This window comes from Acuticoccus sediminis (genome assembly GCF_003258595.1).
Lineage (GTDB): Bacteria > Pseudomonadota > Alphaproteobacteria > Rhizobiales > Amorphaceae > Acuticoccus > Acuticoccus sediminis.
Map to the genome: position 1 here is coordinate 538,776 of NZ_QHHQ01000002.1, position 15,745 is coordinate 554,520.

9 protein-coding genes are annotated in these 15,745 nt (G+C 69.4%); 3 read left to right on the top strand and 6 right to left on the bottom strand.

Going from position 1 to position 15,745, the window contains the following annotated elements; genetic code table 11:
- Nucleotides 1–136 precede the first annotated feature (136 nt).
- Nucleotides 137–1,087 (top strand): AraC family transcriptional regulator, encoded by a 951-nt coding sequence (locus DLJ53_RS10500; RefSeq protein WP_111344982.1) that lies wholly within the window; start codon nucleotides 137–139, stop codon nucleotides 1,085–1,087.
- A 273-nt stretch (nucleotides 1,088–1,360) separates the two neighbouring features.
- Here the strand turns inward: DLJ53_RS10500 and DLJ53_RS10505 are convergent, their stop codons facing one another.
- Together DLJ53_RS10505 and DLJ53_RS10510 are read right to left on the bottom strand one after the other, a co-directional pair.
- Entirely contained in the window at nucleotides 1,361–2,425 is a 1,065-nt protein-coding gene (locus DLJ53_RS10505; protein WP_111344984.1) for an alpha/beta fold hydrolase, read from the bottom strand.
- Nucleotides 2,426–2,655: 230 nt separating this feature from the next.
- Nucleotides 2,656–3,552 carry an NAD(P)-dependent oxidoreductase gene (locus tag DLJ53_RS10510; RefSeq protein WP_111344986.1) on the bottom strand — a complete coding sequence of 299 codons (897 nt, stop codon included), beginning with the start codon at nucleotides 3,550–3,552 and terminating at the stop codon, nucleotides 2,656–2,658.
- A gap of 350 nt (nucleotides 3,553–3,902) precedes the next feature.
- Here DLJ53_RS10510 and DLJ53_RS10520 point away from each other — a divergent pair, with 350 nt between their 5' ends.
- The gene (locus tag DLJ53_RS10520) at nucleotides 3,903–4,877 is read left to right on the top strand and encodes a hypothetical protein (RefSeq protein WP_111344989.1); all 975 of its coding nucleotides are present in this window, start codon (nucleotides 3,903–3,905) and stop codon (nucleotides 4,875–4,877) included.
- A 102-nt stretch (nucleotides 4,878–4,979) separates the two neighbouring features.
- Here the strand turns inward: DLJ53_RS10520 and DLJ53_RS10525 are convergent, their stop codons facing one another.
- The 4 genes from DLJ53_RS10525 to DLJ53_RS10545 form a co-directional block, all read right to left on the bottom strand.
- The gene (locus tag DLJ53_RS10525; RefSeq protein ID WP_111344990.1) at nucleotides 4,980–8,087 is read right to left on the bottom strand and encodes a cadherin-like domain-containing protein; all 3,108 of its coding nucleotides are present in this window, start codon (nucleotides 8,085–8,087) and stop codon (nucleotides 4,980–4,982) included.
- Between the two features lie 12 nt (nucleotides 8,088–8,099).
- Nucleotides 8,100–8,879, bottom strand: a complete 780-nt coding sequence (locus DLJ53_RS10530) for a hypothetical protein (protein ID WP_111344992.1) — start codon at nucleotides 8,877–8,879, stop codon at nucleotides 8,100–8,102.
- 897 nt (nucleotides 8,880–9,776) lie between these two features.
- Nucleotides 9,777–11,462, bottom strand: coding sequence for a glycine/sarcosine N-methyltransferase (locus DLJ53_RS10535; protein ID WP_111344994.1), 1,686 nt, complete (start codon nucleotides 11,460–11,462; stop codon nucleotides 9,777–9,779).
- A gap of 911 nt (nucleotides 11,463–12,373) precedes the next feature.
- Entirely contained in the window at nucleotides 12,374–13,981 is a 1,608-nt protein-coding gene (locus DLJ53_RS10545; RefSeq protein WP_111344997.1) for a DUF1254 domain-containing protein, read from the bottom strand.
- A gap of 545 nt (nucleotides 13,982–14,526) precedes the next feature.
- On the opposite strand from DLJ53_RS10545, the gene DLJ53_RS10550 reads away from it, so the two are divergent.
- Entirely contained in the window at nucleotides 14,527–15,543 is a 1,017-nt protein-coding gene (locus DLJ53_RS10550; protein ID WP_111344998.1) for a helix-turn-helix transcriptional regulator, read from the top strand.
- The last annotated feature ends 202 nt before the right edge of the window (nucleotides 15,544–15,745 follow it).

Below are 15,745 nucleotides of genomic sequence, written 5' to 3' on the forward strand. Positions count from 1 at the left end.
GCTTCCCTCGCTTCGCTGGATTTGCCCGCCGCCAGCCGTCGGGGCCGGTGTCGGGCGATGCTGAGGTAGGCCGCGCGCTGCGAACGATCTATGCTCAGTTGTTCGCACTGTTGTCGCGATCGTTCAGGGTGCCCGAATGGATCCTCTCTCCGATGTCCTGATGCTCCTGAAGCCCCGGAGCTACGTCTCCGCAGGCTTCGAGGCGGGCGGCGCCTGGCTCCTGGCGTTTCCACCCTACGAGGGCATCAAGGTGAATGCCGTCCTGTCCGGGTCGTGCTGGCTGGCGATGGGCGATGGAAGCGATCCGGTGCGCCTGCGCGAGGGGGACTGCTTCATCCTGCCGAAGGGGCGTCCGTTCCGGCTCGGCAGCGATCTCGGCGCGCCACCGGTCGATGCCGGCACGGTGTTCGGCCGCGCCTCGCCGGGCGGCGTCGCGGCCCTCAACGGCGGGGCGGACTTCGTGCTCGCCGGGAGCCGCTTCTCCCTCGACGCCGCGCACGCGGACATCCTCCTCGACGTGCTTCCCTCCGTCGTCCTCGTCGAGGATGTCCGGGACCGCGAGGAACTGCGCTGGATCCTGACGCGCATGCGCCGCGAGGTGCGCGAGCGGCTGCCCGGCGGGGACCTCGTCGCGCAGCACCTCGCCCACCTCATGCTCGTCCAAGCCCTTCGGCTCTACCTGGAGGAGCGGGCGGGCGTCGGTGTCGGGTGGCTCTATGCCCTCGCCGACAGGAGGATCGGCTCGGCGATCGGCGCGATCCACGCCGAGCCGGCCCGTCGCTGGACGGTGCAGCAGCTGGCCGAGCGGGCCGGCATGTCGCGAACGGCCTTCGCCGTCCGCTTCAAGGCCATGGTCGGGCGCGCGCCGATGGACTACCTGACGCGCTGGCGGATGGCCCTCGCGGCGGACAGGCTGGAGACGTCGGGCGATGCGATCCCGGCGATCGCGGCTTCGCTCGGCTACGATTCCGAGAGCGCCTTCGGCGCCGCGTTCAAGCGGGTGATGGGCGCATCGCCCCGCCAGCACGGCCGCCGCCGGCGGCCATCACATACGGCGAGCCCGCCCCCGGCCAGCGGAGCGCCTTAGGCGGACGGTGCGACAGGGGCGGTCCCCCCGCCCGGGGCGGACCGAGGGCAGGGGATCGTGGCGATGAACCCGTTCCGCCGGCGGCGCCCGGCCGCGGAACGGCCGGCACGCGGAAGGCCGAAACCGCCCCGGCGGCGTGATGCGGCGGGGCGGCAATCGGCTTGCGGCTCGCGCGCCCGCGGGATGTGCACGGGCGGGAAGGGGCCGGCGCACGGCGGAGCCGCGCGGCGGCCGGCGGTCAGGCGGACACGTCGTCCGCCGCAACGGGGCGGATCATTCGGGGAGGCTGTCGAGGAAGGACTTCAGCGGCTCGGCGTAGAGGGCGGCCTGCGAGCCGGTCGTGCCGTGCCCCTTGGTCTCGCTGCTCTCGGGGATGATGTAGGCGTTGACGTTGGGCAGGCGCTTCACCGCCGCGTCCAGGATGCCGAGCTCGGTCGGATTGCGCTCGTCGTCCGCCGAGTTGATGGCGAGCACCGGCGCCTTGATCTGGTCGAGTTCGCCCGAGGGGTCGAAGTCGCGCGAGGCGTCCCACTGGTACATCGTGTCGTTGGCGTCCTTGGCCTTGGCCTTGGCGAGGAGGCCGTCGACGTACTCGTCGGCCTTCTCGCGCGTCGCGCCGATCTCCTGCAGGCGCATGTTGCCGCCGTTGGTGGCGAGGCCGAACCAGACCTGCGCGATCGCGAGGTTGGGCGGCTGCTCGGTGTAGTTCCCGTCGTTCCAGGCCGGGTCGGTGCGCACCGAATCGACCAGCATGCGCCGCATCATCCAGTTGCGGCCCGACATCGCCGCCGGGAGCGAGGCCATCGGCACCAGGGCATCCATGAAGTCCGGGTGCGCGATGCCCCATTCCCAGGTGATCATGCCGCCCATCGAGTTGCCCATGACGAGGCGCAGGTGGTCGAGCCCGAGGTGGTCCTTCACCAGCTGGTACTGCGCCTCGACCATGTCCTTGTAATTGTAGCGCGGAAAGGCTGCGCGCATGCCGTCGGACGGCTTCGAGCTGCCGCCCGCGCCGATCGCGTCGGGCAGGATGATGAAGTAGTGCGTGGCGTCGAGCGGCTGGCCGGGGCCGAACATCGCGCCCGCAAACCCGTCGGTGAGGAAGCTCGCCCCGCTGCCGTTGGTGCCGTGGACGAGCAGCACCGGCTCGCCGGACGGGTCGCCGATGGTGCGGTAATGGACCTTCATCTCCGGCAGCGTCTCGCCGTCGTGGAAGGTGAAGTTCTCGATGACGTAGTCGCCTTCCTGCGGCGCGGGGTAGTCCGCGGCGGAGGCGCCGAGGCTGCCGACGGCGAGCGAAAGGGCCGCGGCGCCGAGCGCCGCTGAGATCCTGAGCATTCTGTGTTCCCTCCCGGAACGATTTTTTGTTGCTCGTGTTCCGGTCGCCTGCGGGCACGCAGGACACGGGACCCGGCCGCATCGCGGCAAGGCTCCAGAGGGATCCGACAGTCGACCGGCGGAAAGTCTAGCGCATAACTTGCCCGATCTTGAATACATCGGGACACACAAACGCCGCCGACCGCGGGACGGGGTGCCGGACCGGGCCGCGCCGCCGCGCCGCCCGGCTCCTACGAGGGTTTCGGGGAGGGGGCGGCGGGCTTGCCCCAGTCGCGCCACAGCTTGGCGATCGCGGCGTAGTCCTCGTCGGCATATCCGGCGGCGACGCCGAGTTCGTAGACGCTGTGGCAGGCCTGGATCGCGAACAGCGGCACGCCGCTCCTGTACGCGAGCGTCTGCGCCAGCTCGGAATCCTTGCGCGCTGCGAGGAGGGGCATCCCGCCCTCGTAGTCGTCGCCGAGGACGCGCTTGGCGTACCGGAAGGTCAGCGGCCGGTGGAGGCCCATTTCCGGGTCGGACAGGAGGCCGATCAGCTTGTCGATCTCGACGTCGTTGGCCATCGCCATCGATCCGGCCTCGGCCACGACGACCATCACCGCGTGCGCGACGGCGTTGTTGATGACCTTCGCCGCCGCCCCCGCGCCGAGCGCGCCGAAATGCTTCTGCCTGATCGCGATCGCGTCGAGCACCGGCCTGGCGGCCGCGATCAGCGCCTCGTCGCCGCCGAGCAGCAGCGTCGCCGTGCCGGCTTCCATCTGGCTGACGCCGGCGAGGATCGACGCGTCGATGAGCTCGGCGCCGACACCCTCCAGCACGCCGGCGAACTCGCGCACGTCGTCCGGATTGACCGTGCTCGTCTCGATGACGATGGCGTCGCTCCGCAGATGCGGGCGCAGCTCGCGCAGGACCGCCCGGGACGCGTCCGGGTGCGGCAGGCACAGGACGACGAAGCGGCACTGCGCCACGTCCGCCGCGCTCTTGATCGCCTTCGCGCCGAACGCCGTGGCGGCCGCGGCGAGGCGCTCCGGGGACAGGTCGAACACCAGCGTGGGGAACGCCCTGGCGATGCGCTCGGCCTGGACGAAGCCCATGTTGCCAAGGCCATAGACCGCGACGGGTTCAGTCATGTCTCAATGCTCTTTCCAAGATTTCCGTATTCGCGTGAGGGACTGTACTTCGAGACCGGGGGACGTGTGGTCTTCTGCTCGTCGGAAACGCTCCTCGCCAGCGGCCGGGGTATCCGCTCACAGCGGCCCGTGTCCGGCCCGGCGCGCCGAGAGCCGACGGTCATGATGCGGCTGATCCACAGCCCGAAGGCGAGGCCGCATTCGGCGCCGCCGGCGCGGCGGACCGGCATGTCCCGGTCCTCGAACGGCAACGGCAACCGCGCCGGTCCGTGCCGCATGCGGTGAGGCAGTTGCCGTGGGCTGCGCTTCTGCCAGTCTCCCGGGATTCGAATCGGCATGCGGAGAGCGCCTTGCCCACTCTTTTCCTGCACGGCGGGGCGCCGAAGACCGGCACCTCGTACATCCAGGTCGTTCTGGCGCAACAGGCCGAGCGTCTCGCGGAGGCGGGTCTCCTCTATCCGGCCGGGCATCTGTTCGAGGCCGCGCGGCGCGGGTCGGTGACGTCGGGCAACGGCGTCGAGATGGCGAACTACATCAACCCGAACCTGCCGCACCGGATCGCCGACAAGAGCGCCTTTGCGGCGACGTTCGCGCGCCATCTGGACGAGGCCGACGGGCGCGACCTCGTCTACTCGAACGAGGCGCTGCGGTTCCCGGACAACGAGCGCTCGCGGCACATCGTCGACGTGGCGACCGGGCGCGGCTATGTCCCCGTCTACATCTACCTGGTCCGTGAGCTGGCCGGTTTCGCGCTGTCGGTCTACTCGCAGCTCGTCAAGCGGCACCGGGAGACGCGGACCTTCGCCGAGTTCGCCGCCGGCTGGTCGCCGCCCTACGCGGCGGTGATCACCGAAGCGGAGGCGATGTTCGGTGCGGGGAATGTCCAGGTCCACAACTACGATGCGCACCGGGACCGCCTCGCCGATCTCTTCGTCCGGGACATCTTCGGCCTGCCGCTGACGCTTCCCGCCAAGCCGATGGTGATCAACCGCTCGCTGGGCGCGAAGGAGCTCGCGATGATGCGGGTCGTCAACTCGCTGTGCCGCAGCACGCCGCGCGCGGCGGCGTTCGTGAGCGACGCCATCACCTCCGTCGATGGGGGCGACACGCCGCTCGGCATCTCGCCGCGGGTGGCGCAGAGCCTGTCGCGGCATCAGGACGAGGTGGAGTTCGTCAACGCACGGATCCGCGGGCCGGCGATCAGGCTGGTGGGCGCGACGGCGGACGGGGAGGAGGCGGGCCTGACGCCCGTCGAGACGGCGATGGCGGCGACACTGGCACGGCTGGTGATGCGCACCATGAGCGCCGAGGAGCGGCCCGGATAGGCCGGCCGCCGGAACGAGTTCGGCGGCGCCCGGCCGGGCGCCGCCGCTGATCCTTCGGTGTGGCGGTCGTGCCGGGCTCCGTCGGAACCCGGCACGGCCTGACTAGACGAGGGCCACGAAGTCGCTGTGGTCCAGCGAGGACGTGACGAAGCCGTCGGTGAAGCGCGCGAGGACGTCGTTGTCGCCGACACGGATGGTGTTGCCGGTGAACGCGAGGTCCTCGAACGCGAGGCCATCGGTCAGGCCGAGAAGGTCCTCGCCCTGCGTGAAGTCCTCGATCAGCAGCGCGCCCGGGCCGACCTCCAGGGCGAAGGTGTCGGCGCCGTCGCCACCGATGGCGACGTCCTTGCCGTTGCCGCCGAAGATGGTGTCGTCGCCGTCACCGCCGTTCAGCATGTCCTTGCCGTCGCCGCCGAACAGCACGTCGTTGCCGTCCTGGCCGAAGAGCTCGTCGGCGTGCTCCTCGCCGTCGAGCCTGTCGTTGCCGTCACCGCCGAGGAGGGAGTCGCGACCCGTCCCGCCGAACATGGTGTCGTTGCCGTCCTGACCGGCGACGAGGTCGTCGTCCCGGCCGCCGTCGAGCAGGTCGTTGCCGTCGTTGCCGATCACCGTGTCGTTGCCGCCGTTGCCGAAGACGGTGTCGTGCCCGGCCCCGCCTCGGGCGAGGTCGTCGCCGCTGTCGCCGCGCACCTCGTCGGCCTTGTCGCCGCCGGTCATCGTGTCGTCGCCGGCGCCGCCGAGGACGGTGTCGCTGCCGCCGCCGCCGTCGAGCTCGTCGTTGCCGGCCTGCCCGCCGACCACGTCGTTGCCGCGCCCGCCGTTGAGGACGTCGGCGCCGTTGTTGCCGACGACGGTATCGTTGCCGGTGTTGCCGGTGACGGTGTCGTTCCCGTCGCCGCCGCGGATCAGGTCGTCGCCCGGCCCGCCGTCGATCAGGTCGCCGCGGCCGAGGCCGGAGATCGTGTCGTCGCCGCCGAGGCCCGCGAGATCGTCGCTCGCCGGCGTGCCCATGATGAGGTCCGGTCCTTCGGTCGCGCCGGAGGCGGCCTCCACCACGAGGGCGACGGTGGCGATGGTCGTCGGTCCGGTGTCGCCGGAGCCGTCGTCCGCCCGGTAGGTGAAGGACGCGTCGCCGACGAAGTCGTCGTCGGCGGTGAAGACGACGTTGCCCGCGGCGTTGAGCGCGACGGTGCCGCCCACCGCGCCGCCGACGCTGAGGATGGTCAGCGTGTCGCCATCCCCGTCCGTGTCGTTGGCGAGAAGGTCGGCGGCGAGGATCGTGACGACCTCGCCGGCGGCGAGCGTCGGTCCGGTGTCGTCCTCGGCCACCGGCAGCTCGTTCGTCGGCGTGACCTCCAGCGTCGCCGACTGCGAGACGGAGGCCTCGCCGTCGGTGATGTTGTAGGTGAAGGTGACGACGCCGGTCGCGTCGGGGTCCGGCTCATACGTCCAGGTGGTGGGCGAAAGCTCGACCAGCGTGCCCTCGGAGACGGTCAGACCGTCCACAGTGAGGACGTCGCCGTCGGCGTCGGTGGCGCCGGCCAGGAAGTCCGCCGCCGTCAGCGAGATCGGGCCGGAGTTCTCCTCGATGCTGTCGAGCTCGACCGGGCCGCTGACGAGGGGGATGGCGTTCGGCGGCAGCTCGATCACCTCGAACAGGATGTCGACGAGGTCGCTGTCGGAGTCGGCGGTGAAGAACTCGCCGCCGTTCTCCGAGGCGACCTTCTCGAGGTCCGTGGTGTCCGTGAAGTCGGGCGTTCCGGTGAAGATCGTGAAGATCTGCACGGTGGTCTTGGTCGTGTCGGGCGTCGCGTCGGGGATCGCGCCGCCGCCGTCGGGGGACGTGGGGTCGAACCTGTCGGAGGCGAACTCGAAGACGTACTCGCTGAGCGCGCCCTTGGCGCCGACCGCCTCGGTGCGCCCGCTGATGGTCGCGCCGATGTTGCTCGCCAGCGCGGCGACGGCGCCGGCCAGCGCGCCGTCCTTCGCGGCCGCGTCGGTGAACAGCGCGACGCGCTTCACGCTCGCCCCGGTGCGCCAGTCGCCCATCGCGCCGTTGAGGGCATTGAGAAGGCCGTCGAACGCCGTCTCGGGAAGGTCGCCGCCGCCGCCGACGGAGATCCCGTTGATGGCCGCGAGCGCCGCCGCCTGACGGTCGGCGAAGACGTCCTGGTCGGTGAAGCTCTGGATGATGCTCGTCGGCTCGCCGATGGTGTTGTCCTTGAAGCCGACGACGCCGATGCGCGCGTCCTGCATCCCGCCCTTGAAGGCGGCGTTGATGAGCGCGGTCGCCTGGTTCTTCACCGCGCCGATCGAGCTGCCCATGCTGCCGGTCGTGTCGATCACGAGCCCGAAGTCGGTCTGGAAGGTCAGCGCGCCCTTCTTCAGCTCGAACGTCGCGCCGCTGTCGAAGCGGATGCGCTCCACGTCGATCAGCGTGTCGGTTCCTTCGTCGGCCGCACCTCGGACGTGGCGCACCGTCCAGCTGCTGTCCGCGTTCTGGCGGACGTCGTAGTCGAGCTGGTTGCCGTCGTAGACCGCGACGTCGATGCCGCCGCCGCCGATCAGGATGTCGTTGCCGTTGTTACCGACGAGGATGTCGTTGCCGCCGCCGCCGTTGAGGGTGTTCGCGCTGGCACCGCCGATGATGAGGTCGCGCGCGTCCGGGGCGGTGATGGTCGGCTCGGGGAAGTCCCCGTCCTTCGACCACGCGCGATCGATGCCCGCACCCATCGCGTAGTCGCGTCCGAGCTCCAGCACGGAGGCGAAGTTCGACCCCGGATAGGAGAGCTGCGGGTCGATGCCGAGCTGCGTGAAGATGGTGTTCGCGAACGTGACGGTATCGCCGGCGAAGTCGTTCTGGCCGAACCAGCTCGGCTCGTCGTCGCGGCCGGTCAGGGCATGGACGAGCTCGTGGGCGATCGTCCCGGCCGCGATCTCCTGGATCGCGACGCCCGACTTGTTGAGGTACATGAAGCCGGTGCTGAACGCGGGGTCGTAGAAGACATCGCCGGTGTTCAGATTGGCGGCCGCGTCGTTGGCGGCGAAGTTGAAGGTGATCGAGTTGGCCGGCGCCGTGAGGAAGCCGTCGATCATCGCCTTGCCAGCGGCGGTCCCGTAGACCTGTGTGAAGGCGGCGCGGACGGTCGCTTCGTCTGCGGCGCTGTAGCCGTTGAACGCTGTCCGGCTCAGGGCGTTGGCGAGGGTCATGATGGTTCGTCCCTACTTCGTGGTCGTCGGTTTGTTGAAGGTCCAGTCGCCTCGGTAGAGGCTGCGGACGGCGTCGTCGTCGATGTCGAGGATGCCGCCGACTGGCGTTGCGTCGCCGCCGAGCGCGCGCTCGACGGCCAGAATGGTGACCGCCGCGTAGCCGGGCTGGCTCGCCGCGATGAGGCGCTCCGTCGTCGCCAGCACGGAGCTGTCGAACGGCAGGCGCCGCGTCTGCGGGCTGGCGATCATGAGCGCGGCGAGGTCGGCCGGCGGGGCGGGGCTGAGCCGCTCGGCCGCGGCGGCCTTCTCGTCGGGCGGAAGGGTGAGGGCCGTCTCGGCGTAGGCCTTCACCATGGCGTCGAAGTCCGCCCGCAGCAGCGGCAGCGGATCGGCTGGAACGGGCATGCCGGCGAGGGCCATCTGGTCCTGCAGCATCTGCCGGGGGCTCCATACCACCGTCGCGCTGAGGCGTCGTTCGCCGGGGTCGATCGAGGCGTCGGCGTAGGCGCCGGCGACACGGGAGAGGGCCTCGCGCGTGGCGGCGCGGCCGGCTTCGTCGGTCATCAGCGCCAACTCGACGAAGGTGACGTCGAGGGTGGGAGGCGAGGCCGCGCCGTCGGCGCAGAGCTTGTCCGCCGCGATCCCGCGCAGGGCGGCGTCGACGGCGAGGGCGAACGTCGTGAACGGGGCGCCGGCGTTGCCGCGCAGCAGCTCGGTCAGGTCGCCGCTGCGCTGGCCGGGCTGATGGACAGACCCGGCCACGCTGATGATGGTCGCTTCAGTCAGATTCATGGTGCAATCGGGAGTCGCCCGCCCATCGGTTATCGAGCTCAACCAGATGAGCGTCAGTATCGAAACAAATCTCACGAATTACCGTCCGAGGGAGAGGGTAACTGGCCGTGCCAGAGAATAAACTTTAAGTGCTACAGCGCTGAGCCTGTAGTCGCATCGCAGGTTGAAATCGGGACCGATTGTGTCTCCAAAATGCAAAACTTATACGCTCGCATCGACTCCTTGGGATTCGAGCGATGTGTCGCGTCTATGTGCGGTGAATGTACGCATATGATGCAGAATGGAGCAAGTGACGTGGAAGTGATAGCCATCCGGCCGGATCACGGCCGCGCTATTCTCCACAATGCCGAACGGCACCTCGCCACTCCTTCGTGGATCCGGCCGTAACGCATGGCCCATCGGCCAAAACACTGCATCAAGGCTGCAATTCGTCGGGTGGACCGGGACGACGCGGCGGGTTTGAGCGGACATCTTCGATGATGCGCCGCGTCTATTCCAGGAATGAGAGCCTTCGAGTGCTGACAGTCCTCGGAATGGAATAGAGAATTCCGAATGCTTGCCGCCGGGCAGAGGAAACGCCGCCGTTTCCGGGCGACCCCAGTGCAAATTGCCGGCGTCCGCGGGGCGGGCGCCGGCTCGGTCGCGGGCCGTCAGAGCAGTTCACGATGCCTTGAACCGATTTGAGCACCTGCGCCGAACAACCGATGGCGGCGCGGACGTCCGAGCGCATCCGCCGGGTCGGCGGGAGGGCCGGATCGGCATCGCCGGCGCCACCTCGGGGGCGGCCGGAGTGCCCGGAGGGAGACCGGGTCCGGCCGGCCGCTTTCGCCTCCGGATGCGGCCGGCGGCGATGGTACCTCGTGACGGCCGGCCTCGGGGGCCGACCGTCCTTGCGTCTCAGGGCTTGCGGAAGATCTGGATGCCCCAGGCGAGATTGCCGGCGTCCGCCGCGTCGACCCAGTGGGCGAGGCCCACACTCATGGAATCGATGTACTGCGCCGACACACCGAGGTCGCGCAGACGGTCAGCGTTCTCCAGCAACTCCTCGCGCACGCGGGCATAGTGGGCGCGCAGGTCCCCGGTGAGGTCCTCCTGCTCCACGAGCACGAGGCCCGCCGCCTCGGCCGCCTGGCGGTAGAAGCGGAAGGAGCCGAGGTCGGGGAGGTTCAGGCGGTTGTAGACCGGCTGAAGCACGCCCGGCGCGACGTCGTCCGCCTGGCAGGGGTCGGTGAAAATCAGCAGGCCGCCCGGCTTCAGGACGCGGTGCGCCTCGGCCATCACCCTGGCGCGGTCGGATGAGTGCAGGATCGCGTCCTGGCTCCAGACGACGTCCGCGCTGGCGTCCTCCTCTGGCACCTCCTCGAAGACGCCGTGCTTGACGGTGATCCTGTCCGAGAGGCCCGCCTGGCGCACGAGGTTGCGGTTGCGGTCGTTCTGCGTGGCGGAGATGTTGAGGCAGACCGCCTCAGCCCCGGTGCGCTGGACGAGACGGCGCATGGCCCCGCCGTAGCCCGCGCCGAAGTCGACGACCCGCTGGCCCTCGCCGAGGGTCAGCTTGTCGATCATCCGGTCGACCGTGGCGTCGCTCGCCGAGCGGATGTCCCGCGTGGCGCCGTAGAGGCCGACGTGCAGGTCCTCGCCGCCCCAGATGGTGGAGTAGAACGTGTCGGCGTCGTCCGAGTCGTAGTAGTCCTCGGTCGCCTCGCGGATGTCGACCTCGCCCTCCGCGAGCGTGCCGCCCCACTTCCCGATGCGCACCGCCGACTTCTCGGCGACGTGGATGAAGAAGTCCGGCTCGTTCTCCTTGTAGGTCTCCTGGAAGTCGCCATAGGTCCGCACGCGCTGGAAGCCCGCTTCGTGCAGCAGTCGTCGCACGTAGTTCTTGCGGATCGGGCACAGGTTCAGCGTGTAGCTGAGCCCGTCGTCGAAGGCGTACTTCATGCGGCAGAGACCGTCGTCGATATACTCGGGCTCGGCGGTGACCTTGTCGCCGCAATAGTAGAACTTGTGCTTGGACGTGAAGCCGTGGTCCAGCATGGCGTCGTAGTTGCGCTGGTCGAGGATCAGGACGCCGTCATGCTTGAGGGCGGCATAGAACTCGGCGAGGGCGCGGCGCCGGTCGGACTCCTCGTAGAGGTGGGTGAAGGAGTTGCCGAGGCAGATGATGGCGTCGAACTTGCCGTTGATGTCACGGTTGAGCCAGCGCCAGTCCGCCTGGACGGTCTTGAGGATGCGGCCCCGCGCGGAGGCGTTCTCGAACGCCTTGGCGAGCATCGCGGCCGATCCGTCCGCGGAGGTGACCTGGAAGCCCGCCTCGCCGAGACGCACGGAGTGGAACCCGGTGCCGGTCGCGACGTCGAGGACGCTTTCCTTGCCACGGGCGCGCAGGATGTCGATGAAGAACTGGCCCTCGCTGGTGGCGCGGCCGTCCCAGTCGATGAGTTCGTCCCATTTGTTGACGAACGCCATCACGTATTCGTTGCGGTAGTGGTCGGTGTCGCGGTCGCCGAGGGGGTCGTCTCCGTAACGCTGTTCGTCGAGCTCGAGATCGGCGTTGCGGGGAGCCGTTAGGGCCTCGTTCATTCGCATGTTCCTTCCATCGCTTATTGCCGGCGCCAGGGCGTGCGCAGCATCGAGGCTGCGCGCGCCGCGGCGGCACCGGTTGGGTCTCGAAGCGTGACATGCGCGAGGCGCATCGGCCCTTGGCGCGGGGGGCCGCGCGGGCGACAACGTTCAGGCTCCTCGGCCGGGCTTCCGCCAGCCCCCGCGGTGCCGTCACTCTCCAGTTGGGCTTGAGGGATAGCAGGCTCTGGCAACATTTCAATGACCACCGGTTAATTTATATCAATGTTGCGCATTTCTCCCTGCGATCTGCGGACTTTCTCTGAGGATGAGGAATCGAAAAACCGGTCGTTTTGCGCGTTTTTCGGCACGGGGCGTACGAAGGTCGCAGGGATCAATGTTGCTGATGATTCCGACCAGATCTCTGGTGAGACTATTGGAATCGCCGCGAAATCTATTTGGATGACCGAGAAATCGTCGAAATCCGCTCTGGATTCCCGGAAACGTCGCGGCGTGCGGCCGGTTGAGGGACCGTGGACGGGCGGGAGGACGAGCGCTGCGGCCGGGGCGAGCGGCGCGACCAAAAAAAGCGCCCCATCGCGGCGATCGGAGGGTCGGACGCCGTGGCCCGAAGGGACGGATCGGCGTGTGTCGTGTGATGTGGGGTGGCCTTCGAGCCGAACGTAAACCGTCAGAAGATCCGAACGGCTTGACGTTCACCTTCACGGTTTGACCGTGGATATTGGGTGATGCCCCTCAACGAATACGGGGCGCCACGCCGAAGATGCTGGTGCCCGGCGTTCCCGACAGCACCGGCGGCGATGTCGTCTCCATGCGTGCGGAGGCAGAGCCCTTTCGGTTCGCCGCGCCCCGAGACCGCCGGCGCGCCCGCCGCCTGACGGGCGCGCTGGCGAACCGAGCCGTGCCCGCCGTTACTCGACCGCCTCGATCTCGGTCGGGCGCCACGTCTTGTCGAAGAACGAGGCGAGGGGACTGTAGAGCCGCAGGATGACGACCCAGCCCTTGTCCGGGTCGGTCTGGACCCAGTTGCCGCGCGCGACGCCCTCGGGCTGCTCCGGCGAGAACCAGACCGTCGTCGAGCCGTCCCCGGCCGCCTCGGCCGCGGGGGACGGATAGTTCTGGCTCCCGGCCCGCGGATACTTCTGCGGCGTCTTCAGCATCGAGCGCGTCTGGTTGTCGTAGAGCGTGAACGACCAGAAGGCTTCGGCCGGAATGTCCTTCGGCAGCGTGACCTTGTAGGTCTTCGCGCCGTCGAAGAACGTGCCGTCCGCGTCCTTCGCGGCGAAGAGGTACTGCGAGCCGACACCCGTCAGCCGCATCGCCATCGCGGGCGTGATCCCGGTCGCCATGTAGAAAAACGAGGTGCGGGCGTCGTTCTGCTTGTAGCCGGTCGGGGGATAGGGTTTGGCGCCGTCCCGCGTGATCTCGGGCAGCGGGGTCTCGAAGAGGTAGCCGCCCGCGAACAGCGGGTTCCACCACTGGGAATTCTCGTAGAAGAACCAGTCGGGGTCCCTCGGCGAAAAGCCGAGCGTGCGCCCGGTCGCGTTGGCGACCGCGACGGCGTCCGTCAAAATGGCCTTCATCCGCTCGTCCGGCGCGAAGTCCTCGCCCTTCCGGATGCCGATGGCGGCGATGGGGCCCATCAGCTCCGGGTCGAGCGCAGTGGCGGGCTCGTCCTGCACCAGCGTGTTCAGCATCTCGAAGTAGGTGAAGTCGCTGGGCGGGATCGTGTTGATCGCGAGGCCGCTGCCCTCGTGGAAGACCGGCGTTCTGGGCTCCGCGTTCCGGCCCAGCTGGACCCCGCCTTCGAGGTAGCGGGCAATCGACATGCCGACGCCGCCCGGCGCGTAGGGGTAGATCCTGGTGTGGGCCTTGATGACCTCGACCGTCGGTGCCGGGTCGTCGTCGGTCAGGAAGGAGCGGCCGAGGATCGCGACACGGTTGGTCCCGGAGTGCGCGATGTAGAACCCGTCCTGCGGCAGGTAGCCGTCATAGCCCGGCCCGACGATGAGGTACTTGCCACCTTCGCCCCGGTCCGGTCCCGGGCGGCCGAAGTCGGTCACCCAGCGGAACCACATGTCGTCGATCGTGCCGAGCGCGTCCGGCGGGGTCTCCAGCACCATCGGGCCATCGGAGAGGTCGAGGAAGCCGACGTAGTAGACCGTGTCCGCGTTCGCCGTGAGGAAGAGCGATTCGGAGTCCATCAGCTCGGAGAAGACGAGCAGCTCGTTGTCCTTCACGCCCGCGGCGAGGAATCCCTCGCGGATGGCCTGCACGCTGACGCCCTTGAAGGTGTCGGTGAAGGCGCGGAAGGCGTACGTGAAGTCGAGGTTGTCGTAGACGGCGGCGACCGTGTCCGCGCTCGGCGTGCCGTCGCGGAACGCCAGCGTTCCGATCCGCGTCGTGACGCTGTCGGGCGTGGAGATCGACCCGAGGGCCTGGTCGGAGACCTGGGCGGAGGCGGCGGGCACGACGAGCAGCGCGAGGGCGGTGCCGAGCCTGAATGGTCGGGAGAGCATGGGCGGGGTTCCTTCTGATCGAGAACGTTCCGGGCTCGACGCTACTTTCGTCACAACCGCGAGTCCTGACCATTTCGCGCCAATCTTCACCGCCTGCGGACGCGGCGGCCGGCCCTGTGCCGATCGGCCGGTGCGGCGTGTGACAGTGCGGGACGACGCGCCGACCTCGCGGTAGCGGCGGCGATCGGTGTTCCCCCGCAGGCGCATCGGGCCGGTCAGGACACGGATGCGCAATCCTGCGGCGGGCCTGCCGCCCGTGCCTTGCGCAATGTCAATCCGTGTCGACCGGGGCGGCATTGCAACGTCCGGATCCCGGCGCGGGGCCCCCGGTTCGCGGCGCCGCCGGCGGGGCATGACGAGGGGCTCTCGCCCCATCGGGCGTTGGTACTCGTGTCATTTCCGGCGTGTTATGGTGCGGTCGACGCGTGCGTCGGCCGGATTGCTCAAGCATCGGGGGCAGCGATCTTGCAGCAGCGGCGGATGAGCGAGAGAACGGTGCACGCCGGTCTCGGCGGCGAGACTCTGGCGGGCGGGGGAGGGCGCGGATGACGGTGCCCCTCATCTTTCGCGCGGCGCACCTCCACCTCTTCCTCGACCTCTTCCGCGAGATCGGTGTCCCGGTCGAATCCGCGCTCGCGCGCTCAGCGCTCCCCGGGGCGATCGAGGAGATGCCGGACGCCTACGTCAGCCTGCCGCTCGCGCTGCCGTGGATGGCGCAGACGGGCCGCGACCTGACGCCGATGGAACTGGGCTTCCTCGCGTCGAGGGCCGTGTCGCTCGGGTCGCTCGACGTGCGGCTGCAGGGATCGCTGGGGGCCGCAGTGAGCGGGTACGAGCGGATCGTCCGCGCGCTCCGCCTCGCCGCCATCGAGGACAGCGCGCTCGCCGCGGGCGTCCGCTGGGACCGTGGCCGCCTTCGTCTCTACACCAGCATGCCGCGCCTCGCCGGGCACCCCCACGCCTGCATCGTGGAATGGGTGAACCTGCAGGCGATGATCGCAGTGGTGCAGAGCGTCGCCGGCCAGGGCTGGGCCCCCGTGGAGATGACGTTCGTCTCCCGTGCCGGCGTGCCGGACGCGGCGCTCGGCGCCTTCGACCGGACGCGCGTGCTGGTCGGCCAGAGGTTGACGTCCATCCTCGTCGAGCCGGCGGCGCTGGCGCTGGCGGCGCGCGACGACCCGCACTCTGTCGCCGACGGCGCGAGGGGGAAGTTGCCCGGCGGCGAGACAGCGGAGGTCTGGACGTTTCCGGCGGCCCTCAGGTCCGCGATCCAGCCCTACCTGGCCGAGGGGCCGGTCGGCCTCGCCCAGGCGGCGGAGATGGCCCGCATGAGTCCGCGCACGCTGCAACGGCGCCTCCGGCACTCCGGCACGAGCTTCGCCGAGACCGTCCAGCAGGCCCGGTTCGACCTCGCACGCGGATGGCTGAGCGACGCCTCGCTCAAGGTGAGCGACGTGGCGCTGATGGCGGGTTACGAGAACCCGCAGCACTTCTCCCGCGCCTTCCGGAAATTCTCCGGTCTGACCCCGAGCGACTTTCGCCAGCTCACCTCCGCAAGCTGACATCGGCCGGGCCGCCGCGGTGCCCGCCCCGCGGGTCCACGCGGCCGGTGCGCGAGAACCGGCGTGCGCCTCCTTCGCCGCCGCCGTGGACATCGTGCCTCCGGTCGAACCGCGGACGCGGCGCACCCCTGCACCGCCAGACGGTTGAGATCGCGCCGAAGCGGTGCAGAAAATGCAACGGGCAAGGCTTCGCAGGCAGCGG